The following is a 22,213-nucleotide window of genomic DNA, read 5'->3' as shown; positions in this document are numbered from 1 at the left end:
CGCATCATCCGCTCGACCGGGTAGTCGCGGGTGTAGCCGTACCCACCGAGCAGTTGCACGGCGTCGGTGGTGATCTCCATGGCGGCGTCGGAGGCGAAGCACTTGGCCGCCGCGCCGAAGTAGGTCAGGTCGGCGTCGCCCCGCTCGGACCTGCCGGCGGCGGCGTACGTCAACTGGCGGGCCGCCTCCAGCTTCATGCCCATGTCGGCGAGCATGAACTGGACGCCCTGGAACTCGGCGACCGCCTTGCCGAACTGCTTGCGCTCCTGCACGTACCCCTTGGCGTAGTCGAGCGCGCCCTGCGCGATGCCGACGGCCTGCGCGGCGATGGTGACCCGGGTGTGGTCCAGGGTCTTCATGGCGGTGGCGAAGCCGGTGCCCTCCGCGCCGATCATGCGGTCGGCGGGGATGCGGACGTTGTCGAGGTAGACCTCGCGGGTCGGCGAGCCCTTGATGCCGAGCTTCTTCTCGGGCGCGCCGAAGCTGATCCCGGGGTCGGTGCGCTCCACCACGAACGCGGAGATGCCCCGGGAGCGCGCGGTCGGGTCGGTGACGGCGAACACCGTGTAGAACTCGCTCAGCCCGGCGTTGGTGATCCACCGCTTGACCCCGTTGAGCACCCAGGTGTCGCCGTCGCGCTCCGCGCGGGTGCGCATGCTCGCCGCGTCGCTGCCGGCTTCCGGCTCGGACAGGCAGTAGGAGAACATGGCCTCGCCCCGGGCCACCGGCGGGAGGTAGCGCTGCTTGAGCTGCTCGTCGGCGGCCAGCAGCAGCGGCATGGTGCCCAGCTTGTTGCCGGCCGGGACGAGGGAGGAACAGGCGCAGGCGCGGGCGACCTCCTCGATGACGATCGCGGTGGCGAGGGCGTCGGCCCCGGCGCCGCCGTACTCGGCGGGTACGTGCGGGGCGTGGAAGTCGGCGGCGCGCAGCGCGTCGTAGGAGGAGTGCGGGAACTCGCCGGTCTCGTCGGCCTCGGCCGCGTGGGGCGCGACCTTGGCGTCGCACACCGCGCGGACGGCCGCCCGCACCTCCGCGTGCTCCTCGGGCAACTGGTACGCCTCGAACACCACGAACCCCCTCGTCGGACAGCCTGTCGCGACAGAATACCATCCGGTCGGTATGAACTCTGCCCCTTGAGTTGCCCGGCCGGGCGTGGTAGATACCTTCCAGTCGGTATGTAGGGGGTCGGGTGACACGCGCCGTACGGGCGGGGATGGACTTCATCTCCGCGCTCGACCGGGGAAGCCTCGGCGGCCTCGCCCGCCTCTGCGCCACCGGCGCGACCTGGTGGGTCGACACCGGCCCGGACCGCCGCGGCGGCGACCCGCAGCTGTCCCCCCACGGAAGCGGCCGGTTCCCGCTGCACGGCGTCATGCGGATGGACGACAAGCTCGCGCTGATGCGCCGGCTCGGCCCCACCGCGTTCCCGACCGGTTGCCGGCAGATCCCGCGCCGCGTCGTCGCCGGTGACGACACGTGCGTCATCGAGGTCGAGGGGCACGGCGTGCACGCCAGCGGCGTCGAGTACGCCAACCGGTACGGGTTCGTCTTCGACGTCGACGCCACCGGTGCCATCGTCGCGGTCCGCGAGTACCTCGACACCGTCCACGCCCAGCAGGTGGTGGGCGGCGGTGCGCCCGTACCCCGAAGCAGCCTCGACCACCCGGTGGCCGGCGACGCGCCCGACCCCGGCGACCCACCGCCGGCCGTGGCGGCGGCCCTGGCGATGTGGCCGGCGCTGGCCCGGGGCGACCTCGACACGTTCGGCGGCCACCGGTCGCCCGCCGTCACGGTGACCCCGCGCCGCTGGATCGCCGACGACACCCTGGTCGCCGTCGAGGCGGTAGGCGACGCCGTCCTCGCCGACGGGGCCCGTTACCAGAACCGCTACCTGTGGATCGTCGAGGTCCGGGCCGACGGCATCGGCGAGGTCCGGGAGTACTGCGACACCCTGCACATCGCCGACCTGATGGGCTTCGACGCGGAGGTCGGCCGCCGCACGGGAGAGGAACCCGGATGAGCGCCAGAGTGATCACCGACATCGACGAGGTGCTGACGACCACCCGCGCGGTGCGCCGCCGGATGGACTTCGACCGGCCGGTCGCCCGCGCCGTCGTCGAGGAGTGCCTCCGACTCGCGCAGCAGGCGCCGATGGGCTCCAACCTCGAGGACTGGCGCATCGTCGCCGTCGACGACCCCACCCTCAAACGGAAGCTGTCCGGGCTCTACACCGAGGTCTGGCACCAGACGGTCGAGCGCCCCCTGGCCAGCGGCGAGGCGGCGACCACCACCCGCCTGTCGCCGACCGTCCGCGCCGACCCGCAGGCCCAGGCGCGGCAGGCCCGGGTCCTGCGCGCGGTGAAGTACCTGGTCGACCACCTCGACCGGGTGCCCGTCCTGGTCGTCCTGTGCAGCACCAAGCCGCTGCCGCAGCGGCCGGTCGGCGGCACCGCGTCGGGATACTACGGCTCGATCTTCCCGTTCGCCTGGTCCTTCCAGCTCGCGCTGCGCTCCCGGGGCCTCGGCTCGGTGCTGGCCACCGCCCTGGCCCACAAAGCCAGCGGCGTCCAGGCGGTGCTCGGCCTGCCGGCCGAGTGGCGGCCGATCACCCTGCTCCCCGTCGCCTACACCCGGGGCGTCGACTTCCGCCCCGCCGCCCGCGCCGACCTGGCGGACGTGGCGTTCTGGAACGGCCCCGTCGAGCCGGCGGGATCGGCGTCGGCATGAGGGCCGCCCACGTCGTCGAGCCCTGCGCCGACCGCCCCGTCGAGGCCCTCCGCGTCGGCGACCTCGCCGACCCGCAGCCGCCCCCCGGCTGGGTGGGCGTCGACGTCCGGGCCGGCGCGCTCAACATGCACGACATCTGGACGCTGCGCGGCGTCGCCGGCCGTCCCCACGGCGGGCCCCACGTCATCGGCAGCGACGCCGCCGGGGTGGCCGACGGCCGGGACGTCGTCGTCTACCCGGTGCTGCCCACCGCGCCCGACGGCCGCACCGTCACCCACGCGACGCTGCTGCCCGACGCCGGCCACGGCCTCCTCGCCGAGCGCGCCGTCGTGCCGGCGGGCCACCTCGTGCCCAAGCCCGCCGCCCTGAGCTGGGCCGAGGCCGCGTGCCTGCCCACGGCCTGGCTGACCGCCTACCGGATGCTGTTCACCAAGGCCACGGTCGGGCCCGGGCGGGTCGTGCTCGTGCAGGGCGCGGGCGGGGGCGTCGCGACCGCCGCCGTCGGCCTCGCCGTGGCGGCCGGCGCCACCGTCGTCGTCACCTCCCGCTCCCCGGCCAAGCGCGAGCGGGCGCTCGCCCTCGGCGCCGCCGTCGCCCTGGACGTCGGCGAACGGGTGCCGGAGCTCGCCGACGTCGTCGTCGAGACCGTCGGCCCCGCCACCTTCGCGCACTCGGTGCGCTCGACCAGGGCCGGCGGCGTCATCGTCGTGTGCGGCGGCACGAGCGGCTTCACCGCCCAGCTGGACCTGCCACGTTTGTTCGCCCGGGAGATCACCGTCCACGGGTCGACCATGGGCTCCCTCGACGAGTTCCGGGCCCTCGTCGACTACGTCGACACCCACGGCATCCGGCCCGCCGTCGACAGCGTCGTCGACCTCGCCGACGTCCGCACCCAGGCCGCCCGGATGCTCGCCGGCACCGCGTTCGGCAAGCTCTGCGTGAGCCTGGCATGACCGTCGTCGTCACCCGGCGCGGGCCCGCCCTCTGGGCCCGCATCGACCGCCCGGGCGCGGGCAACGCGTGCGACAGCGCGGTGCTCGCCGGCCTCGAACGGTGGCTCGCCGGTGCGGGCGATCCCGGCGTACGGGCGCTCGTGCTCACCGGGACCGGCCGGAGCTTCTGCGCCGGCGCGGACCTCGCGGAGGCCACCGGCCTGCTCGGCGACCAGCCCGCGCTGCGGGCCTTCCTCGACCGGGGCCGCCGCCTCGTGCGCGCGATCGGGTCGGCCCCGGTGCCCACCGTCGCCGCGGTCAACGGGGCGGCCTTCGGCGGCGGGCTCGAACTGCTGCTGGCCTGCGACGTCGCCGTCGCCGCCGGCAGCGCCCGCCTCGGCGACCGGCACCTCGCCGTCGGCCAGGTCCCCGGCTGGGGCTCCAGCGTCCTGCTGCCGCTCGCCGTCGGCCCGGCGCTGGCCCGCCGGCTGCTCGTCACCGGCGAGACGTGGACGGCCGACGAGGCCGCCCGCCGGGGCCTGGTCAGCGAGGCCGTCGCCGACGCCGACCTCGTGCCGCACGTCGACGCGCTGGTGGCCACCATCGCGGCCCGCGACGAGACGGCGGTCCGCCGGATGCTGGGCCTCGCCCGGCCCGCCGTCGCCGACGCGGTCTGGGCGAGGGAGTGGGAGACCCTCGTCGCGCACGTCGCGGACCAGGCGGCGGGCCCAGCCGGCCCGCCAGGGCCCCCGGCCTAGTCCACGGCCCTGTCCCTGTCCCGCCGCACCCCTCGACCGACACGCTGGAACGGAGCGACCCATGCGCACCGCGAAGAAGACGATCGTGAACACCCCGGGCGACCTGCTCGACCTCGTCGGCCAGGACCTGGGCGCGAGCGAGCCCCGGGTGGTGACCCAGGAGCAGATCGACCGGTTCGCCGATGTCACCGGCGACCACCAGTGGATCCACGTCGACGTCGAACGGGCGCGCTCGGGGCCGTTCGGCACGACGGTCGTGCACGGGTTCCTGACCCTGGCGCTCGTCCCGCTCCTGCTCGCGGACATCCTCGAGGTGCGGGAGCACTCGATGGGGGTCAACTACGGCCTGGACCGGGTCCGCTTCGTGCGGCCGCTGCCGCCGGGCGTCGAGATCCAGGGCACGGCGACCCTCGTCTCGGCCCGGCCGATCCCGGTGGCGCAGGACGGCTCGCCCGGCGGCGTGCAGGCCAAGGCGTCGGTGGTCGTGGAGTTCGCCGACCGGTCGCAGCCCTGCTGCGTGGCGGAGATCCTGTTCCGCTACCACGGCTGAGTCCCGCTGCTGCGGGCGACCGCCGCGCCGACGCGACCCGCCGGGTCGCGCCGGCGCGGGCACGCCGGTCGGTCGCGCCGGCCCGCTCACTCCGGCGCGGCGTCCGACGGGGCGACGAACCGGCCCCGGTAGAACGACAGCGCGGGCACGCCCGTCGGCTTCAGGTGCACGTGGTCGACGTCCAGCAGGACGATCACGTGGTCGCCGCTGGTGATCACCTCGTCGCGGCGGCCGGCGAGGATCGCCGGCGTGCCGGGCAGCAGCGGGACGGCGTCGGGGCCGGGCACCCAGGACACCCCGTCGAGCCGCTGCGCGCCGGACAGGCCGGAGGTGGCGAACCGCCGGGCCACGTCCTCCTGGTTCTGGCTGAGGATGTGGATCGCGATGCGGTCGGCCGCCATCAGGACGGGGAAGCTCGACGAGTGGCTGGTGACGCAGAACAGCACCTTCGGCGGCCGAAGCGAGACCGAGGTGAACGAGTTCACGGTCAGCGCGGCGACCTCGCCGGCGCCGGTCACGGCGGTCACGGCGGTCACGCCGGTGGGGAAGTGCCCGCACACCTGGCGGAACTCGGCGGAGTCGAACAGGGGCTCGGCCATCATCGGGTCACCGCCGGGTCGCAGGAGTCGGGCGCGGGGCGCAGCCCGCCTTCGAGCTGGATGAGGCACAGCGTGTGTCCGCCGGGGTCCTTGATCAGGTGCAGGCGTCCGTGCGGGCTGTCGACCGGCCCGACGGTCGGGGTGCCGCCCAGGGCGGCGACCCGGGCCAGCGCGTCGTCGAGGTCGGCGACGGCGAAGTAGGTGATCCACTTCGACGGGATGAGGTTGGGCCACTCGTTGTCCAGTTCGAGGACGCCAGCGACTGGGACGTCGTCGAGCATCAGCAGCGTGTACGGCCGGGCCGTCGGCGCGTCGCCGCGCTGGCGGCTGGTGTAGCCGAACAGGGCCCGGTAGTAGGCCACCGCCCGGGCGGGCTCGCCGGTGTCCAGCTCGTTCCAGCACAGCGCGCCGACCGAGTTGAGGGCCTGGACGCCGGCGCGCGACTCGCCCTGGTAGAGGCCGAAGGCCGCGCCGAAGGGATCGACGACCGCCGCGCCGGTGCCGGCCGCGGGCAGGTAGCGCGGGGGCGTGACCAGTTCCCCGCCGAGCGCGACCGCCTGCCGCGCCGACGCCGCGACGTCGTCGACGGCGAAGTAGGTGAGCCAGCCCCGGGGGCGGCCACCGTGCAGGGCGGCGGCGTCGGAGATGCCGGCGACGTCGCGCCCGGCGACGCCGCACATGCGGTAGGTGGTGGCGCCCAGCCGCTCCGCGCGGACCGTCCAGCCGAGCAGGGCGCCGTAGAAGGCCTCGGCCCGCTCGGGATGCGGGGTGCACAGCTCCACCCAGACGGCCTCGCCGGGCCGGAACGGCCGGCTCACCCGGACACCGCCCGCGCGGCGAGGCCGGCCACGATCGTGCGCGCCGACACGTCGTACGCGTGGTCGGGGGCGCCGGTGGCCAGGCTCGACTCGACGACCTCGACCACCGCCCGCAGGGTGCCCCGCGGCAGCGCGAGCAGCGAGTCGACGAGGTCGTCGACCTCGCGGTCGAGGTGGGCGTCGGGGACTACCCGGGCGACCAGGCCCCACGCGTGCAGCTGGGCGGCGGTGGCGGTCGCCGCGCCGGTCAGCAGGTGGTAGGCGTGCGCCCGGGGCAGGGCCCGGGCGATCGTGTGGCCGACCCCGGCGGGCGCGAAGCCGAAGCGGGCCTCCGGCAGCGACAGCCGGGCGTCGGCGGCGGCGACCGGCAGGTGCACGGCGTCGAGCAGGCCCGCGCCGAACCCGATGACGTGGCCCCGGACGGCGGCGACGACGGGCACCGGGAGCCGCCGGATCTCCTCCAGCGCCGCGTCGCTGCCGCGCAGCCGGGCGGAGACCGCCTCGCGGGTCGCGTCGGCCAGCCCGGCGAAGGACGAGGTGTCCCAGCCGCCGCAGAAGTGCCGCCCGGCCATGTCGAGGCGGATCACGACGCAGGTCTCGTCGGCGGCGGCGGACGTCATGGTGTCGACGAGTTCCCGTAGCGCGGCGTCGTCGACGCAGTTGCCGCGCGCGGCGTTGTCGTAGCGGACGTGCGCCACGCGTCCGTCGTGCCCATGGGTGAGGGTGATGGTCACCGCCGCATCATACATACCGGTCGGTATGAATACAACGCCCCTGGCGGGCGGCCCTTTGACACACGAACGTCATGGACGAGATACCCGCTCGACCCGTTGACTTGATACCGGCTGGTCGGTACTTTGTGGCGAACGTCACCGCCGGCCCAGGCCGAGACATGACGGGTCCATCGCCTCTGAAGGACGCCCATGATGATCACGAAATTCCTGCGCTCTCGGCGGCCCCTCGCCGTGGCCGCCGCCCTTGCCGTCGCGAGCGCCAGCCTCACCGCGTGCGGCGGGTCCGACTCCGATGACGCCCGGTCGTCCGGCTCGGCCACCATCCGGGCGCTGCTCGCCGCCCAGCCGGCGACCCTCGACCCGATCGTCGGCGCGCGCTCCGCCCAGATCGTCTGGGCGACGATGCTGGAGCCCCTGATCAACACCGACAAGGACCTCGCCCCGACCGACACGGGCCTGGTCACGAGCTGGACGCGCACCGACGCGACGACCTGGACCTTCAAGGTCCGGCCCGACATCGCCTTCAGCAACGGCGAGAAGGCCGACGCCGCAGCCGTGGCGAACACCATCACGCTCACCCGCGACGCCGCCGCCTCCCAGCTCAAGTCCTACTTCACCAACGTCACCGCGATCGAGGCGCCCGACGCCACCACCGTCGTGGTGAAGACGAAGACCCCGCAGTACAACATCCCCGACCTGCTCACCACGGTCTACCTGGTGCCGCCGAAGTACTACCAGGAGAAGGGGTCGGAGGGCTTCGCCGCCGCGCCCGTCGGCACCGGCCCGTACGTGTGGGCGGGCGCGAACGCCGGCCGCGACATCTCGGTCAAGAAGAACCCCGACTACTGGGGCACGAAGGCCACCAACGACGGCATCACCTTCACCTGGGCCAACGAGGCCGCGCAGCGCCTCGCGCTGATCCAGAGCAAGAGCGTCGACATCTCCTTCGACCTGCCGCCCGCGCAGGCGAGCGCGGCCAAGAGCGCCGGCGTCGACGTGGTCAGCACCGAGACCGCCATGAAGATCATCGCGTTCCTCGACTCGACGAAGGCGCCCTTCGACGACCCGAAGCTGCGCGAGGCCGCCGCCCTGGCCATCGACCGCGACGCGATCGTCAAGGGCATCTTCGACGGCCAGGCCGTCGCCGACGCCGGGCTGCTCAACGTCAAGCCGGGCCAGCAGCCGTCGCGCAGCGTGACCGCCGACGCCGCCCGGGCGAAGGAACTCGTCGGCTCCGCCGCCCCGACCGTGCAGATCAGCTACCCGGCGGCCCAGTACACCAACATCGAGGAGGTCGCCCAGGCCGTCGGCGGCAGCCTCGAACAGGCCGGCTTCAAGGTGACGTACGTGCCGCTCGACTACGGCACGCTCGTCAAGCGGATCATCGGCCGCCAGGTGCCCGGCATCTCCATCTTCGCCGGGGTGCCGAACGTCGCCGTGCCGGACTACTTCGTCAGCGGCTTCCTGAAGACGAAGTCGATCACCGGCAACTGCCCCGACCCGAAGATCGACGAACTCGCCCAGCAGGCGCTGGAACAGGACGGCGCCGAGCAGGCCGCCCCGATCTACGACCAGCTCAACACCATCGGCGTCGTGGACAAGCACTGCTACGTGCCGCTGTACCGGCAGGTGTTCAACTACGCGACCGCCCCCGGCGTCTCCGGCGTGGTGTTCGGCCCCCTGAACACCGTGGACTTCACGAAGACGACCCGCTGACGATGACCGAGGCAGTGCAGAAGGGGGTGCCGGGCGAGGCCGCCCGGCGCCCCCGCGCCCCGGAGCCGGAGACCCCCGTGCTGGTGGTCGACGACCTCGTCGTCGAGCACCGCGACCGCGGCACCGGCCAGGTCTTCCGCGCCGTGGACCACGTGTCGCTGCGCATCGACGCCGGCGAGAGCGTCGCCGTCGTCGGCGAGTCCGGCTCCGGCAAGACGACGCTCGCGATGGCCGCCACCGCGCTCGGCCCGCGCGGCGGGGGCGACATCCGGCTGCTCGGCCACAGCCTGTCGGAGATCAGCCGTACGCGGCTGCGCCGGCTGCGGCCCGAGGTGCAGGTCGTCTTCCAGGACCCGCACGGCTCCCTCGACCCGCGGCAGTCCGTGCGGTCCGGGCTGCGGGAACTGCGCACCCTGCAACCCGAGCGCACCTCCTGGATCGGCGACGCCGAGCTGCTCGGCAGCGTCCGGCTCGCCCCCGAGCTGCTCGACCGCTACCCGCACCAGCTCTCCGGGGGCCAGGCCCAGCGGGTCTGCATCGCCCGCGCGCTGCTCATGCGCCCGCGGCTCATCGTCGCCGACGAGCCGACCTCCGGCCTCGACGTCTCCGTCCAGGCCGACGTGCTGGCCCTGCTCCGGCAGATCCGCGCCACCACCGGCGCGGCGCTGCTGATGATCAGCCACGACCTCGCCGTCGTCCGCTCGCTCTGCGACGTCGTGCACGTCATGTACCGCGGCCGGGTCGTCGAGTCGGGGCCCTGCGAGCAGGTCTTCGTCACCCCCGAGAACGACTACACCCGCGAGCTGCTCGCGGCCATGCCCGGAGCGCGCTGGAGGTCCCGCCGATGAAGGCCAGCACCGTCCGCCGGGTCGGCAGCCGGCTCGCGTCCCTGTTCGCGTCGCTGCTGATCGCCCTCAGCCTCGCGTTCCTGCTGGGCCGCCTCTCCGGCGACCCCACCGCCACCATCCTCGGGCCGCTGGCGCCGCCGGAGCAGCGCGAGGCGCTGCGCCACGAGCTGGGCCTCGACCTGCCGCTGGTCGTGCAGTACTTCGACTACCTGCGGGGCATCCTCACCGGCGACCTCGGCCAGTCGCTGCAGTTCTACCAGTCCAACACGTCGATGATCGCCGACCGGCTGCCGTACACGCTGCAACTGGTCGCCGCCGGCATGGGCCTCGCCGTGTGCGTCGGCGTGCCCCTCGGCGTGCTCGCCGCGACCCGCGAGGGCACCTGGTGGGACCGGGCCGCCTCCACCGTCGCCCTGCTCGGGCAGTCCGTGCCCGTCTTCTGGTTCGGCATGATGCTCGTGGTGCTGTTCGCCGTGAAGCTCGGCTGGCTGCCCGCCGGGCAGTCGGGCACCCCGAAGCACCTGATCCTGCCCGCCCTCACCATGTCGGTCTACCCGATGGCGCACATCGCCCGGCTCACCCGCGCCTCGATGAGCGAGGCCCTCGCCGAGCCCTACATCGACTCCGCCCGCGCCCGGGGGCTCGGCAACCGCCGGGTCGTGTGGCGGCACGCGTTCGCCAACGCCATGATGCCGATCCTGACGATCGTCGTGCTGCAGACCGGCATCCTGCTCTCGGGCGCCGTCGCCGTCGAGTACGTCTACTCCTGGCCGGGCCTCGGGCAGCTCGCGCTCCAGGCCATCCAGTTCCGCGACTTCCCGCTCGTGCAGGCGATCGTTGTCTTCGGCGCGCTGGTCTTCGTCCTGCTCAACCTGGTCGTCGACGTCCTGCACTCGATCGTCGACCCGAGGGTGAGGTGACCGGCGTGAGCCAACTCGAACTCGACCCGACCGCCGCGGGGACGCCGCCCCGGCGGCCCGGCCGGCGCGCGCGTACCTCCGTGTTCTGGCTGTCCCTGCCGCTGGCCGTCGTCTCCGTCGGGGTGTTCGTGCTGCCGCTGACCGGGCTGCTCCCGGCGGCCGGCCAGGACCTGGCGGCGACCCGGCAGCCGCCGGCCTTCCTGCCCGGCGGCACCTGGGCGCACCCTCTCGGCACCGACAAGCTCGGCCAGGACGTGCTCACCCAGTTCGTCACGGCCGGCCGCCTGACGATCGTCATCGGCCTGGTCGGCGCGCTCGTCGCCATCGGCCCCGGCACGCTGCTCGGCGTGCTCGCCGGCTACTTCCGGGGCTGGGTCGACCGGGTCATCTCGGTGCTCATCGACGCCCAGCTCGCCCTGCCGTTCATCCTCGTCGCCCTCGCGATCATCGCGAACCGGGGCAGCTCGCTGCCGGTGCTGTTCCTCGTGCTGGCGCTCACCGGCTGGGCCGTGTGCGCCCGCGTCACCCGCTCGGCGACCATGGCGATCCGGGAGCGGCAGTTCGTGTTCGGCCTGCGCGCTGCCGGCGCGTCGGAACCCCGGATCGTCTTCCGGCACATCCTGCCCAACCTGGCCGGCACGACGGTCGCGCTCGGCACCCTCCAGGTGGGAACGGCCATCCTGGTCGAGAGCGCGCTGAGCTTCCTCGGCCTGGGCGTGGTGCCGCCGATGAACAGCTGGGGCTCGATGCTGGCGTCCGGCCAGGACGAGCTGAGCCAGGCGTGGTGGATCGCCTTCTTCCCCGGGCTCGCCATCACGCTGCTTGTGCTGCTGGTGAACCTGCTCGGCGACGCGCTGCTCACCCACCACGACCCCCGGAAGGCGCGCCGATGAGCGTACTGCTGAAGGCCGACGGCCTCGCCGTCACCGCCCGGCTCGCCGGCGGCGACCTGCGCCTGCTCGACGACGTCGACCTGGAGATCCGCCGGGGCCAGATCGTCGGCGTCGTCGGGGAGTCCGGCAGCGGCAAGACCACCCTCGCCCGCTGCGTCGTCGGGCTGCTCGACCGCAACGTCCGCGTCGAGCACGGCTCCGTCACGCTGGCCGGCGACGTGGTGGTGGCCCCCGGCGTCGACCGCACCGACCGGGTGCGCGGCAGCGCCGTCGGCATGGTCTTCCAGGACGCGTCGCGGTCGCTGAACCCGCTGATGCGGGTCCGCACCCAGCTCGCCGAGGTGCTGCGCCGGCACGTCCGCGACATCACCCGGGCCGAGGTGCGCCGCCGCTCGCTGGAGGTGCTGGAGCAGATGCGCATCGCCGACCCGTCCCGCGTCCTCGACAGCTACCCCCACCAGCTCTCCGGCGGCCTGCGCCAGCGGGTCGCCATCGCGCTCGCCGTCGTCACCCGCCCCGCCCTGGTGATCGCCGACGAGTGCACCACGGCCCTGGACGTCACGACGCAGACCAAGGTCGTCGGCCTGTTCCGCACCCTCGTCGACGAGCTCGGCATCGGCCTGCTGTTCGTCACCCACGACCTCATGCTGGCCAGCGACCTCTGCGACCGGATCACGGTGATGAGCGGCGGGCGGGTCGTCGAGGCCGGCGACGCCGCGAGCGTGCTGGACCGGCCGCAGCAGGACTACACCCGACGGCTCCTCGCCGCCATCCCCTCGTGGACCTGAAGGAGAACCGCGTGGAGCCCGACCAGAACCGCGTGGAGCCGAAGGAGAACCCGCCACCCATGCCCGAGCAGCCCGGCCTCGACGCCTACGCGGCCTACCTCCCGGCGTACGTGCTCGCCGACAACCGACTCGACGCGACCGACCCGCCCCGCCGCGGTGGCCCGGCCCGGGGCGTCGCCGCGTTCGACGAAGACACCGTCACGATGGCCGTCGAGGCGCTGCGCCCCGTCGCCGCCGCCAGCACGTCCGGCGGGCAACTGCTGTTCGCCACCACCAACGCCCCGTACGAGGCGAAGACGTCCGCCGGCGTGGTGCACGAGGCCCTCGGGCTCGACCCGGGGATCGGCGCGGTCGACCTGCGCGGACACCGCAGCGGCGCCACCGCCCTCGACCTCGTCGTCCGGGCCGGCGCGACCGCCGCCCTGGCCGACCTGCGCACCACCCGCCCCGGCGCGCCCGACGAGCTGGCCCAGGGCGACGCCGCCGTCGGCCTCGTCGGCGGCGGCCACGCCGCCGCCGTGCTCCTGGCCCGCGCCGGCCGCACCGCCGAGGTCCTGGAACGGTGGCGGCTGCCCGGGGAACGGCACGACCGGGTCTGGGACGAGCGGTTCACCGCCGAGGTCCTCGCCGCCGCCGGCCTCGACGCGGCCCGCCGCGCCCTGGCCGAGGCGTCCCTCGACGCCGTCGACACCGTCGTCGTGTCGTCGTCGAACCCCCGCGCGGCGGCGGCGCTGCGCCGGGCGCTGGGCGGCGACGGCCGGGACGCGACGATCGAGCGGGCCGCCGGCTTCACCGGCGCCGCCCACCCCGGGCTGCTGCTCGCCGCCGCGCTCGACGAGGCCCGCCCCGGCCAGACGATCCTGCTGCTGTCGGCCACCGAGGGCGCCGATGCGTTCGTCTTCGCCGTCGGCGACGGGGTACGCGCGGCGCGGGGCGGCCCGTCCGTGCGCGACCAGCTCGCCGCGCGGCAGCCCCTCGGCTACGGCCGCTACCTGCGCTGGCGCGGGCTGCTCGACGTGCAGGGCCCGGCCCGGCCGGCGGCACCCGCCCCGGCGGCACCGCCGATGCACCGCCGCGCCGGCTGGAAGTACCGGCTGGAGGGCAGCCGGTGCGGCGCCTGCGGCGCGGTCACCACGCCGCCCGGCCGGGTCTGCGCCGCCTGCGGCATCGTCGGGGCGCCCGACGCCACCGGGAAGGTCTCGCTGCGCGAGCGCACCGCCCGGGTCGTGTCGGTGACCCGCGACCACCTGACCACCATGCCGGAGCCGGAGGTCGCGGTCGTCGTCGCCGACGTCGACGGCGGCGGCCGGCTCAGCGCGTACGCGACCGACGTGGCGCCCGCCGACGTCACGGTGGGCATGGCGATGACGCCGACCTTCCGGCGGCTGTGGACCACCGACGCGATCCACAACTACTTCTGGAAGCTCCGCCCGGCACCCCAGGACGCCCCGCCCGGAAAGGACACCACCGATGGCCAGTAGGCGCACGGTCAACGACGTCGCGATCGTCGCGATGGGCTGCACCCCGTTCCGCGACCACTGGCACGCCTCGGCCGACGACCTGCTCGTCGACGCCGTGCGGGAGTGCGTCGGGTCGCTGCCCGCCGTCACCCTCGACGACGTCGACGCGTTCTGGGTCGGCACGCAGGGCTCGGGCCTGTCCGGGCAGACCCTCGCCCGGCCGCTGCGGCTGACCGGCAAGCCCGTCACCCGCGTCGAGAACTACTGCGCCACCGGCTCCGAGGCGTTCCGCAACGCCGCCTACGCCGTCGCGTCCGGGGCGTACGACATGGTCATGGCGACCGGGGTGGAGAAGCTGAAGGACTCCTCCTACTCGGGCCTGTCCGCCGTCTACCCGCCCGCCGACGGCACCGACGTCGACTGGACCGCCCCCGGCGGGTTCTCCCTGCTCGTCCCCGCCTACCAGCGGGCGTACGGGGTGGACGCGCGCGGCATGCGCGACGCCCTGACCCGGGTCGCCGTGAAGAACCACGCCAACGGCGCGCGCAACGAGCGCGCCCAGTTCCGCAAGGCGGTGACCGCCGAGACGGTGGAGAACTCCCCGCGCGTGGCCGGCCCGCTGGGCGTCATGGACTGCTCGGGCGTCTCCGACGGGGCCGCCGCCGCGATCCTCGTGCGCGCCGAGGACGCCCACCGCTACACCGACCGGCCCGTCTACCTGCGGGGGATGGGCTTCGTCGCCGGGTCGGGGGCCGGGCTGGCCACCGACGGGTACGACTTCACCACCTTCCCGGAGGTGGTCGCGGCGGCCCGGCAGGCCTACGAGCAGGCCGGCGTCACGGACCCGGCCACGCAGATCTCCCTGGCCGAGGTGCACGACTGTTTCACACCGACGGAGGTGGTGCTCATGGAGGACCTCGGGTTCTCGGAACGCGGCAAGGCCTGGCGCGACATCCTCGACGGCCGCTACGACCTCGACGGGGCGCTGCCGGTCAACACCGACGGCGGCCTCAAGTCGTTCGGCCACCCGATCGGCGCGACCGGGCTGCGGATGATGTTCGAGTGCTTCACGCAGCTGCGCGGCGAGGCCGGCAGCCGGCAGGTGCCCGACGCCCGGCTGGCGGTCGCGCAGAACCTCGGCGGGCAGCCCGGCTCCTCCGTCGCGTTCGTGGCGGTCCTGGGGAACGAGCGATGAGCGCCCGGGTCACCCTCGACGGCCGGGTCGTCGTCGTCACCGGGGCCGGCAACGGCATCGGCCGGGCCCACGCCCTCAGCCTCGCCGAGCGGGGCGCGGCGGTCGTCGTCAACGACCTCGGCGGCGCGGTCGACGGGTCGGGCTCCTCCGGCGAGGCCGAGCAGGTCGTCGCCGAGATCCGCGCGGCCGGCGGCACCGCCGTCGCCTCGACCGACTCGGTGGCGACCGCCGAGGGCGGCGCGAGCCTCGTGCGCCGCGCCGTCGACGCGTACGGCCGCCTCGACGCGGTCATCCACAACGCCGGCATCCTGCGGGACCGGACGCTGGCCAAGATGGGCGACGAGGACGTCGCCGCCGTGCTCGACGTGCACCTCGCCGGGGCGTTCCACGTGTTGCGCCCCGCCTGGCCGCACCTGGTCGAGCGCGGCTACGGCCGCATCGTGCTGACCAGCTCGTCGTCCGGGCTGTTCGGCAACTTCGGCCAGGCCAACTACGGGGCGGCGAAGGCCGGGCTGGTGGGCCTGATGAACGTCCTCGCGCTGGAGGGCGCCCGGCACGGCATCCTGGTCAACGCGATCGCGCCCACGGCGGCGACCCGGATGACCGAGAACCTCCTCGGCGACCTGGCCGACCGGTTCGACCCGCGGCACGTCGCGGCCGTAGCGACGTACCTCGCCTCCGAGCGGTGCCGGATCAACCGGCACATCCTCACCGTCGGCGGCGGCCGGGTCGGCCGGATCTTCCTCGGCGTCACCCCCGGCTGGTACGGCGGGCCCGAGCCGGCCACCCCCGACGACATCGACGGGTCCATCGACGACATCTGCCGGCTCGACGACTTCGTCGTGCCCGACAGCGGCGCCGACGAGGTCACGCTGATCCAGCGGGTCCTGGCCGGCCCGCCCGGATCGGCCGCCTGAGCCGCGCGGACAACCCAGAAAGCGAGTCACCATGCCGGTCAGCGAAGTGCACCACGTGGCCATCACCGTCTCCGACGTCGACCGGGCCGCGGACTTCTACGAGCGGGCCCTCGGCTACCGCAGGACGCTGCGCACCGACGTCGGCGGCCCCGGGATCGAGGTGTCGCTGGGCCTGCCCGCCGGCACCACCGGGAAGGTCCAGTACCTGCAGGGGCCCAGCCGCGTCGGCCAGCTCGAACTCATCGAGTGGAACGGCGCCACCACCCGGACGGCGACCGGCGGCCACCTGGAGCTGGGGCCCTTCCTGCTCAGCTTCGAGGTGCCGCTCGACGAGATCCACGAGCTGCACCAGCGGCTCGTCGAGCTGGGCGCCGACTGCCTCACCACCCCCAACCGGGTGCTGCTGGAGAACTACGGCCACATCACCGCGTTCGCGGCCCGCGACCTCGACGGCAACCTGCTGGAGTTCGTGTCGCTGCCGTCCCGGGAGGAGATTCTGGCCCGGCGGCGCGAGGGCGGCGGCAACTGATGGCCGCCAGCAACGTCACCGAGCACCTGCGCCGGCAGGCGCTGCGCCGCGCCAATCGGGAGGCCCTCATCGACGGGGACCGCCGGTTCACGTACGCCGCGCTCGACGCGGACGTCGACCGGCACGCGGCGGCGCTGCTGGCCGCCGGCATCACCGCCGACGACCTGGTCGGCGTGCTCGGGCGCAACACCGCCACGTACGTCATCGAGCTGCTCGCGCTCAGCCGCATCGGCGCGATCTCGGTGCCCCTGAACTGGCGGCTGCACGTCAACGAGCAGGCGTACGTCCTCGACCAGGCCGGCGTCACCGGCCTGCTCTACGACGACGACTTCGCCGACGACGCCGCCCGGCTGGCGACCGCGACCGGGCTGCGGACCCTGGTGGCCAACGGCGAACGGGTCGTCGGCGGCGCCCGGCGGCTGGCCGACCTGCTCGCCGGGCAGCCGGCCGGCGTGCGGGTCGCCGACGCCGAGAAGGGCCCCGCCGACGTGCACCGGCTGCTCTACACCTCGGGCACCACGGCCCGGCCCAAGGGGGTCGTGCACACCTACGGCAACCTCGCCGCGAACCACCTCGCGCAGGTCCTCGAACTGGAGCTGACCGCCGCCGACCGGATCCTGGTCTCCGCGCCGCTGTTCCACGTCAGCGGGCTGGAGGCGCCGGGCCTGGCGACGTTCGTGGCGGGCGCGACGATGGTGCTCACGCCGACGTTCAAGGCGGCGGACATCGCCCGCATCGCCGCCGAGGAACGCATCACCGGCATGGTGCTGGCCGCGCAGATCCTCTTCGGCGTGCTGGACCTGCCCGACCCGCCGGACCTCGCCGCGCTGCGCTACCTGCTCTTCGCCGGGGTCGCGCCGGGCGTGCGCCGGGAGGTGAAGCGCCGCCTGCCGCACGTGCGCCTCGTCGACACCTTCGGCATGACCGAGCTGTGCAACGGCGTCTGCTACATGGACGCCGTGCACGAGGAGGCGAAGCTGGGCGCGCTCGGCGCGCCGTTCCCCGGCGTGCAGATCCGGATCGTCGACGAGCACTTCCGGCCCGTCGCCCCCGGCGTGGCGGGGGAGATCGTCGTACGCGGCGAGAAGGTCTCGCCCGGCTACTGGAACGACGACGAGGCCAACCAACGGACCCGCCGCGACGGCTGGTTCCTCACCGGCGACGTCGGGCGGATCGACGCCGACGGCTACCTGTGGTTCGTCGACCGCCGCGCCGACCTGATCAAGTCCGGCGGGGAGAACATCGCCAGCGCCGAGATCGAACGCGTCCTCGCCCGGCACCCCGACGTCGCCGAGGTCGCCGTCGTCGGCGTCCCCGACCCGCAGTGGGACGAGGTGCCGAAGGCGTTCGTCGTCCTGCGCGACGGCGCGGCCACCGCCGCCGAGGACCTGCGCGAACACTGCCGGGCCGAACTGGCCCGCTACAAGGTCCCGAAGTACGTCGAGGTCGTCGCCGCGCTGCCGCGCAACGACTCCGGCAAGGTCCTGAAGACGCTGCTGCGCCAGGGCGGCACCGGGACGCCGCCACCGGAGCACAGCTCCCCGCGCCCGGGGGTGGCCGGGTGAGCACCGCCAACATCGCCGCGATGCTGGCCGGCAACGCCCGGCGCTTCGCCGACGTCGACGCGCTCGTCTTCGAGGGCCGCCGGTGGACCCACCGGCAGCTCGACGCCGACGTCAACGCCCTGGCCGCGGGCCTGTCGGCCGAGGGGGTACGCCGGGACAGCCGGGTGGCGATCGTGGCGAACAACGTGCCGGAGTTCCTCATCCTGTCCCTGGCGCTGGCGAAGCTCGGCGCGGTCTTCGTGCCGTTGAACTACCGGCTCACGGCGGGAGAGCTGGCGCGGCTGCTCGCGCACGCCCGGGTCCAGGCGGTCGCGACCGTCCCGGAGTTCGCGGCCCTGACCGAAGCCGCCCTGACCGAAGCCGGGCTGACCGAAGCCGGGCTGGCGGAGGCCGCGCCGGCCGCCGGGGTTCCCGGCCCGGGGGGCGTGCGTCGCCTCGCCCTCGAACCGATCGGCGACGGCTGGCTCGACCTGCGGGCGCTGATCGACGCCCACCGGGGGGCCCGGGTCGCCGACGCCGACCTGGACGACGCCGCCCTGCAGCGGATCGTCTACACCTCCGGCACGACCAGCCTGCCCAAGGGCGTCCTGCTCACCCACGGCAACGTGAACATGAACATGCACGCCCAGATCGTGGAGCTGGGGCTGCGCCCCGGCGACCGGATCCTCAACTTCGCCCCGCTCTACCACGTCGGCGGCACCGACCTGCCCGGCTACGGCATCTGGCACGTCGGCGGCACGATGGTGCTGCTGCGGCGCTTCGAGCCGGCGGCCGTGCTGCGGGCGATCGAGGCGGAACGGATCACCGGCATGGTGATGGCGGCGACGATGCTCGACATGCTCCGCCGCGCGACGGGCGTCGCGGCCGACCTGTCGTCGGTGCGCTGGGTCATCTACTCGCAGGTGACGTCGGCGCTGTTCGCCGTGGCGCGGGACCTGTTCGGCAACGCGCGCCTGATCGAGGGCTACGGCCTCACCGAGACGTGCAGCGGGCTGACCTACCTCGACGCCGCCCACCAGGAGGCCAAGCAGGGCTCGGTCGGCCTGCCGGTGCCGTGGGTCCAGGTGCGGGTGGTCGACCCGGACGGCCGCGACGTGCCGGTCGGCGAGGACGGCGAGGTGGTGGCGCGGGGGCCGAAGGTGAGCCCCGGCTACCTCGACGACCCGGAGGCGACGCGGGCCGCGTTCCGCGACGGCTGGTTCCACACCGGCGACGTCGGCTGCCTCGACGCCGACGGCTACCTCTACATCCGCGACCGGCTCAAGGACATGATCCGCAGCGGCGGGGAGAACATCGCCAGCGCCGAGATCGAGAACGTGCTCGCCGGACACCCGCTCGTGCTCGCCGCGTCGGTGGTGGGCGCGCCGCACCCCGTGTGGGTGGAGGTGCCGGTGGCGTTCGTCGTCGGCCGGCCGGGGCTTCGGGCCGAGGACCTGATCGCGTACGCCCGGCAGCGGCTCGGCCGGTTCAAGGTGCCGAAGGAGGTCTACCTGGTGGCGGAGCTGCCGACGAACCCGTCCGGGAAGGTGCTCAAGCGGACCCTGCGCCAGCTGCGCGCCGACCTGCGCCCCGACTGGGCGTACGCCGAGTCCGGGCGCGGCTGACGCGCCGGCCGCCGACGCCTAGCGGGCGGCGCCGGTCACCGGGCGGCGCCGCGGCGTCGCCTACCGGCTCACGTGGCGCAGCAGGGCGAGGGTGTGCATCAGGGAGAAGCGCCGGGTGCCCCGACCGAGGTCGTCCCACGGCTTGCGCCACGGCATGCGCGGCGCGAGCGTCCACGCGTCGGCGTCGGCGTCGGCGTCGGCCAGGTCCCGGACCCGGTCGACCTCGCCCCGGTGGAAGGCCGCCAGCTCGTCGGCGCGCGCCGCCACGTCGCGGTAGGGGAACTGGTGGGCGGGGCAGGCGACGGTCGCGCCGAGGTCGCGGATGCGCGCCAGGGAACGGAGCAGGTCGCCGGCCGGGTCGTCGTCGGGCCGGCTCACGATCGCGAGCTGGGTCGGCCCCTCGGCCATCATCGTGTCGCCGGTGAAGACCAGGCCGCGGGCGTCGAAGTAGACCGTGTGCCCGTAGGTGTGCCCGGGGGCGGGCACGGCGTGGATGGTCACGTCGCCGAAGCGGAACTCGGTGTCGGCGTCGAGGGCGACGTCGAGCCGCAGCGTCTCGTGGTGCTCGGCGACCGCGACGGCGTCGGCGTACATGCCGTCGACGACGTCGGCCGGCGCGCCGGTGAGGTCGAGGGCGGCGCGGAGCTGGGCGAGGAAGGTGCCGCGGGTGCGGTGCGCGGTGGCGAAGTCGTCGGCGCGTCCCATGACGATCCGCGCCCCGGAGACCTCCCGCAGGCGGGCGGCGAAGCCGACGTGGTCGGGGTGGTTGTGGGTGAGGAGGACGGTCGTGATGGCCTCGACCCGGTGGCCGAGCGACTCGACCGACCGTCGGAACGACGTCCAGCAGGTCGGGTGGTCGTAGCCGGCGTCGACGAGGACCGGGCCGTCGCCGGTGTCGACCAGGTAGACGGTGACGTAGCGCAGGGCGCTGCCGTGCAGGGGGATCGGGATGCCCCAGACGCCGTCGGCGACCTGGACGGGGGCCGGCACCTGGCGGGCGCGGTAGCTGGCGGCGTGTGCGTCGCTCACGGGTATGGACATCGTCGGACGGCTCCCTTACTGTGTGACAACAACATACCGGATGGTCGGAATTTAATTCAAGGAGTCCGATGAGCGAGGAGCGGACGGGGTTTCGGCTGTGGGCCGTCGCCGAACCGGACCTGTGCGCGATCGTGACCGCCGACGATCGGCGGATCTCCTACGGCGAGCTGTTCGCCGAGGTGAACCGGATCTCGCACGGCCTGCGCACCCGGGCGGGCCTCCAGGCCGGCGACACGGTCGCGGCGGTCATGACGAACAGCGCCGGCATGGTGGCGCTGTATCTCGCGGCGATGCAGTCGGGGCTCTACCTCGTGACGCTCAACTACCACCTCACCGCGCCCGAGGTCGGCTACATCCTCGCCGACAGCGGCGCGAAGGTGGTCGTCGGCTCCGCCCGCGTCGAGGACGTGGTGGTCGCCGCCGCCGGGGCCACCCCCGACATCGACGTGTTCGTCGACGGCACCCCCCGCACGGACCGGGCCCGGCCGCTGTCGGCGCTCACCGGGGGCATGCCCGACACGAGCCCGCAGGACACGCCGGCCGGCTCCCTGATGATGTACACGTCGGGCACCACCGGCCGCCCGAAGGGCGTCAAGCGGCCGCTCAGCGGCGTCGACGCCGACACCGGGGCGCTGACGTACGTCTGGCTGTTCCGGGAGTTCGGGATGGAACGCCCCGCGTTCGCGTCCTGGCTGGTCTCCGCGCCGATGTACCACTCGGCCAACATCACCCCGGCCATGGGCGCGCTGCACGCCGGCGGCACCCTGGTCCTGATGGACGGCTGGACGCCGGAGGGCTTCCTGCGGCGGGTCCAGGCCCAGCGGGTCACCGGCACCAGCATGGTGCCGACGCACTTCTACCGGCTGCTGCAACTGCCCGCCGACGTGCGCGACGCCTACGACGTCTCCACGCTGCGCTACGTGCTGCACGGCGCGGCGCCCTGCCCCCGCGAGGTCAAGCAGCGCATCCTCGACTGGTTCGGCCCCGTAGTCTACGAGTACTACGGCTCGACCGAGGTCGGCACCACCATCGCGCGCCCCCACGAGTGGCTCGCCCACCCCGGCACGGTCGGCCGCCCGGCCTCGATCTCCACGCTGAAGATCCTCGACGAGCTGGGCAACGAGGTGCCCGTCGGGCAGACCGGCATCGTCTACATGCGCCAGGGCGACGACCGGGTCGAGTACCACAACGACCCCGGCAAGACCGACGGCGCGCGCCGCGACGGCCTGATGACCGTCTGGGACGTCGGCCACGTCGACGCCGACGGCTTCCTCTACGTCACCGGCCGCGCGGCCGAGCTGATCCTCGTCGGTGGCGTCAACGTCTACCCGGCCGAGATCGAGGCGGCGCTGCTCGAACACGACTGGGTCGTCGACGCCGGCGTGGTCGGCGTGCCCGACGAGGAGTTCGGCGAGGTGCCGCAGGCGCACGTCGTGCTGGCCGACACCGCGCCCGACGCCGACGCGGCCGTGGCGCGGCTGCGCGACCACCTCGCGCAGCGGCTGGCCAAGCCGAAGCGCCCGGTGTCGTACGTCGTGCGCGACGCGCTGCCGCGCGACCCGAACGGCAAGCTCTACAAGGCCCGGCTCACGCGCTCCGAGGAGCTCTCCGCGTGAGCG

At 74.2% G+C, this 22,213-nt stretch carries 22 protein-coding genes; 17 read left to right on the top strand and 5 right to left on the bottom strand.

The window, feature by feature from the left end; all coding sequences use genetic code 11:
* Nucleotides 1-1,067: acyl-CoA dehydrogenase family protein (locus GA0070558_RS28095; RefSeq protein WP_176734408.1), on the bottom strand; the 1,067-nt coding region annotated here is incomplete at its 3' end.
* Nucleotides 1,068-1,189: 122 nt separating this feature from the next.
* Between GA0070558_RS28095 and GA0070558_RS28090 the strand changes: the two genes are divergently transcribed.
* The 5 genes from GA0070558_RS28090 (at nt 1,190) to GA0070558_RS28070 (ending at nt 4,967) form a co-directional block, all read left to right on the top strand.
* On the top strand, nt 1,190-2,020 hold the full coding sequence (locus GA0070558_RS28090; RefSeq protein ID WP_141722348.1) for a nuclear transport factor 2 family protein: 831 nt from the start codon (nt 1,190-1,192) through the stop codon (nt 2,018-2,020).
* Nucleotides 2,017-2,727 (top strand): nitroreductase family protein, encoded by a 711-nt coding sequence (locus GA0070558_RS28085; RefSeq protein ID WP_091285184.1) that lies wholly within the window; start codon nt 2,017-2,019, stop codon nt 2,725-2,727. The genes GA0070558_RS28090 and GA0070558_RS28085 overlap by 4 nt, the downstream gene beginning before the upstream one ends.
* The gene (locus GA0070558_RS28080) at nt 2,724-3,680 is read left to right on the top strand and encodes a zinc-binding dehydrogenase (protein ID WP_091285180.1); all 957 of its coding nucleotides are present in this window, start codon (nt 2,724-2,726) and stop codon (nt 3,678-3,680) included. The genes GA0070558_RS28085 and GA0070558_RS28080 overlap by 4 nt, the downstream gene beginning before the upstream one ends.
* Entirely contained in the window at nt 3,677-4,417 is a 741-nt protein-coding gene (locus GA0070558_RS28075; protein ID WP_091285177.1) for an enoyl-CoA hydratase/isomerase family protein, read from the top strand. The genes GA0070558_RS28080 and GA0070558_RS28075 overlap by 4 nt, the downstream gene beginning before the upstream one ends.
* A gap of 61 nt (nt 4,418-4,478) precedes the next feature.
* Nucleotides 4,479-4,967 carry a MaoC family dehydratase gene (locus GA0070558_RS28070; protein WP_091285174.1) on the top strand — a complete coding sequence of 163 codons (489 nt, stop codon included), beginning with the start codon at nt 4,479-4,481 and terminating at the stop codon, nt 4,965-4,967.
* Between the two features lie 86 nt (nt 4,968-5,053).
* Here the strand turns inward: GA0070558_RS28070 and GA0070558_RS28065 are convergent, their stop codons facing one another.
* From GA0070558_RS28065 to GA0070558_RS28055, 3 genes are read right to left on the bottom strand one after another with little or no spacing between them, the layout of a single operon-like run.
* On the bottom strand, nt 5,054-5,569 hold the full coding sequence (locus GA0070558_RS28065) for a flavin reductase family protein (RefSeq protein ID WP_043963085.1): 516 nt from the start codon (nt 5,567-5,569) through the stop codon (nt 5,054-5,056).
* Nucleotides 5,566-6,384 carry a VOC family protein gene (locus GA0070558_RS28060; protein ID WP_077937420.1) on the bottom strand — a complete coding sequence of 273 codons (819 nt, stop codon included), beginning with the start codon at nt 6,382-6,384 and terminating at the stop codon, nt 5,566-5,568. The genes GA0070558_RS28065 and GA0070558_RS28060 overlap by 4 nt, the downstream gene beginning before the upstream one ends.
* A complete protein-coding gene (locus GA0070558_RS28055; protein ID WP_176734407.1) occupies nt 6,381-7,118 on the bottom strand; it encodes an enoyl-CoA hydratase/isomerase family protein in 738 nt (245 codons plus the stop codon). The genes GA0070558_RS28060 and GA0070558_RS28055 overlap by 4 nt, the downstream gene beginning before the upstream one ends.
* 192 nt (nt 7,119-7,310) lie before the next feature.
* On the opposite strand from GA0070558_RS28055, the gene GA0070558_RS28050 reads away from it, so the two are divergent.
* Genes GA0070558_RS28050 through GA0070558_RS28000 form a run of 11 tightly spaced genes read left to right on the top strand, consistent with a single transcriptional unit; the run spans nt 7,311 to nt 19,553 of the window.
* A complete protein-coding gene (locus GA0070558_RS28050; RefSeq protein WP_218107119.1) occupies nt 7,311-8,834 on the top strand; it encodes an ABC transporter substrate-binding protein in 1,524 nt (507 codons plus the stop codon).
* A 2-nt stretch (nt 8,835-8,836) separates the two neighbouring features.
* A complete protein-coding gene (locus tag GA0070558_RS28045; RefSeq protein WP_091285164.1) occupies nt 8,837-9,682 on the top strand; it encodes an ABC transporter ATP-binding protein in 846 nt (281 codons plus the stop codon).
* Nucleotides 9,679-10,602 carry an ABC transporter permease gene (locus tag GA0070558_RS28040; protein WP_091285161.1) on the top strand — a complete coding sequence of 308 codons (924 nt, stop codon included), beginning with the start codon at nt 9,679-9,681 and terminating at the stop codon, nt 10,600-10,602. Before GA0070558_RS28045 ends, GA0070558_RS28040 begins: the two co-directional genes overlap by 4 nt.
* A gap of 5 nt (nt 10,603-10,607) precedes the next feature.
* Entirely contained in the window at nt 10,608-11,495 is an 888-nt protein-coding gene (locus GA0070558_RS28035) for an ABC transporter permease (protein ID WP_043964476.1), read from the top strand.
* The gene (locus GA0070558_RS28030) at nt 11,492-12,283 is read left to right on the top strand and encodes an ABC transporter ATP-binding protein (RefSeq protein WP_091285158.1); all 792 of its coding nucleotides are present in this window, start codon (nt 11,492-11,494) and stop codon (nt 12,281-12,283) included. The genes GA0070558_RS28035 and GA0070558_RS28030 overlap by 4 nt, the downstream gene beginning before the upstream one ends.
* 11 nt (nt 12,284-12,294) lie before the next feature.
* Nucleotides 12,295-13,764 (top strand): zinc ribbon domain-containing protein, encoded by a 1,470-nt coding sequence (locus tag GA0070558_RS28025; RefSeq protein ID WP_141722347.1) that lies wholly within the window; start codon nt 12,295-12,297, stop codon nt 13,762-13,764.
* Nucleotides 13,754-14,938 (top strand): acetyl-CoA acetyltransferase, encoded by a 1,185-nt coding sequence (locus GA0070558_RS28020; RefSeq protein WP_043963089.1) that lies wholly within the window; start codon nt 13,754-13,756, stop codon nt 14,936-14,938. The genes GA0070558_RS28025 and GA0070558_RS28020 overlap by 11 nt, the downstream gene beginning before the upstream one ends.
* A complete protein-coding gene (locus GA0070558_RS28015) occupies nt 14,935-15,855 on the top strand; it encodes an SDR family NAD(P)-dependent oxidoreductase (RefSeq protein WP_091285151.1) in 921 nt (306 codons plus the stop codon). Before GA0070558_RS28020 ends, GA0070558_RS28015 begins: the two co-directional genes overlap by 4 nt.
* Nucleotides 15,856-15,886: 31 nt before the next feature.
* Nucleotides 15,887-16,384: a VOC family protein gene (locus GA0070558_RS28010; protein ID WP_077937428.1), complete on the top strand. Its 498-nt coding sequence runs from the start codon at nt 15,887-15,889 to the stop codon at nt 16,382-16,384.
* Nucleotides 16,384-17,949, top strand: a complete 1,566-nt coding sequence (locus tag GA0070558_RS28005) for a class I adenylate-forming enzyme family protein (RefSeq protein ID WP_091285148.1) — start codon at nt 16,384-16,386, stop codon at nt 17,947-17,949. Before GA0070558_RS28010 ends, GA0070558_RS28005 begins: the two co-directional genes overlap by 1 nt.
* Nucleotides 17,946-19,553 carry a class I adenylate-forming enzyme family protein gene (locus GA0070558_RS28000; protein WP_218107118.1) on the top strand — a complete coding sequence of 536 codons (1,608 nt, stop codon included), beginning with the start codon at nt 17,946-17,948 and terminating at the stop codon, nt 19,551-19,553. Before GA0070558_RS28005 ends, GA0070558_RS28000 begins: the two co-directional genes overlap by 4 nt.
* A gap of 60 nt (nt 19,554-19,613) precedes the next feature.
* Here GA0070558_RS28000 and GA0070558_RS27995 read toward each other — a convergent pair whose 3' ends face one another.
* On the bottom strand, nt 19,614-20,594 hold the full coding sequence (locus GA0070558_RS27995) for an MBL fold metallo-hydrolase (protein WP_091285145.1): 981 nt from the start codon (nt 20,592-20,594) through the stop codon (nt 19,614-19,616).
* Between the two features lie 68 nt (nt 20,595-20,662).
* Between GA0070558_RS27995 and GA0070558_RS27990 the strand changes: the two genes are divergently transcribed.
* Nucleotides 20,663-22,210, top strand: a complete 1,548-nt coding sequence (locus GA0070558_RS27990; protein ID WP_091285142.1) for an AMP-binding protein — start codon at nt 20,663-20,665, stop codon at nt 22,208-22,210.
* The last annotated feature ends 3 nt before the right edge of the window (nt 22,211-22,213 follow it).

Origin of the sequence: Micromonospora haikouensis, assembly GCF_900091595.1 — a bacterium.
GTDB classification, from domain to species: domain Bacteria; phylum Actinomycetota; class Actinomycetes; order Mycobacteriales; family Micromonosporaceae; genus Micromonospora; species Micromonospora haikouensis.
This window is presented reverse-complemented; position numbering and strand designations above follow the sequence as displayed.

Bases quoted from the DNA above. Each gene is read 5' to 3' on its own strand.
- GA0070558_RS28085 (WP_091285184.1), top strand. From the start codon at position 2,017: ATGAGCGCCAGAGTGATCACCGACATCGACGAGGTGCTGACGACCACC.
- GA0070558_RS28080 (WP_091285180.1), top strand. From the start codon at position 2,724: ATGAGGGCCGCCCACGTCGTCGAGCCCTGCGCCGACCGCCCCGTCGAG.
- GA0070558_RS28075 (WP_091285177.1), top strand. From the start codon at position 3,677: ATGACCGTCGTCGTCACCCGGCGCGGGCCCGCCCTCTGGGCCCGCATC.
- GA0070558_RS28070 (WP_091285174.1), top strand. From the start codon at position 4,479: ATGCGCACCGCGAAGAAGACGATCGTGAACACCCCGGGCGACCTGCTC.
- GA0070558_RS28065 (WP_043963085.1), bottom strand. From the start codon at position 5,569: ATGATGGCCGAGCCCCTGTTCGACTCCGCCGAGTTCCGCCAGGTGTGC.
- GA0070558_RS28050 (WP_218107119.1), top strand. From the start codon at position 7,311: ATGATCACGAAATTCCTGCGCTCTCGGCGGCCCCTCGCCGTGGCCGCC.
- GA0070558_RS28045 (WP_091285164.1), top strand. From the start codon at position 8,837: ATGACCGAGGCAGTGCAGAAGGGGGTGCCGGGCGAGGCCGCCCGGCGC.
- GA0070558_RS28040 (WP_091285161.1), top strand. From the start codon at position 9,679: ATGAAGGCCAGCACCGTCCGCCGGGTCGGCAGCCGGCTCGCGTCCCTG.
- GA0070558_RS28030 (WP_091285158.1), top strand. From the start codon at position 11,492: ATGAGCGTACTGCTGAAGGCCGACGGCCTCGCCGTCACCGCCCGGCTC.
- GA0070558_RS28020 (WP_043963089.1), top strand. From the start codon at position 13,754: ATGGCCAGTAGGCGCACGGTCAACGACGTCGCGATCGTCGCGATGGGC.
- GA0070558_RS28015 (WP_091285151.1), top strand. From the start codon at position 14,935: ATGAGCGCCCGGGTCACCCTCGACGGCCGGGTCGTCGTCGTCACCGGG.
- GA0070558_RS28010 (WP_077937428.1), top strand. From the start codon at position 15,887: ATGCCGGTCAGCGAAGTGCACCACGTGGCCATCACCGTCTCCGACGTC.
- GA0070558_RS28005 (WP_091285148.1), top strand. From the start codon at position 16,384: ATGGCCGCCAGCAACGTCACCGAGCACCTGCGCCGGCAGGCGCTGCGC.
- GA0070558_RS27995 (WP_091285145.1), bottom strand. From the start codon at position 20,594: ATGTCCATACCCGTGAGCGACGCACACGCCGCCAGCTACCGCGCCCGC.
- GA0070558_RS27990 (WP_091285142.1), top strand. From the start codon at position 20,663: ATGAGCGAGGAGCGGACGGGGTTTCGGCTGTGGGCCGTCGCCGAACCG.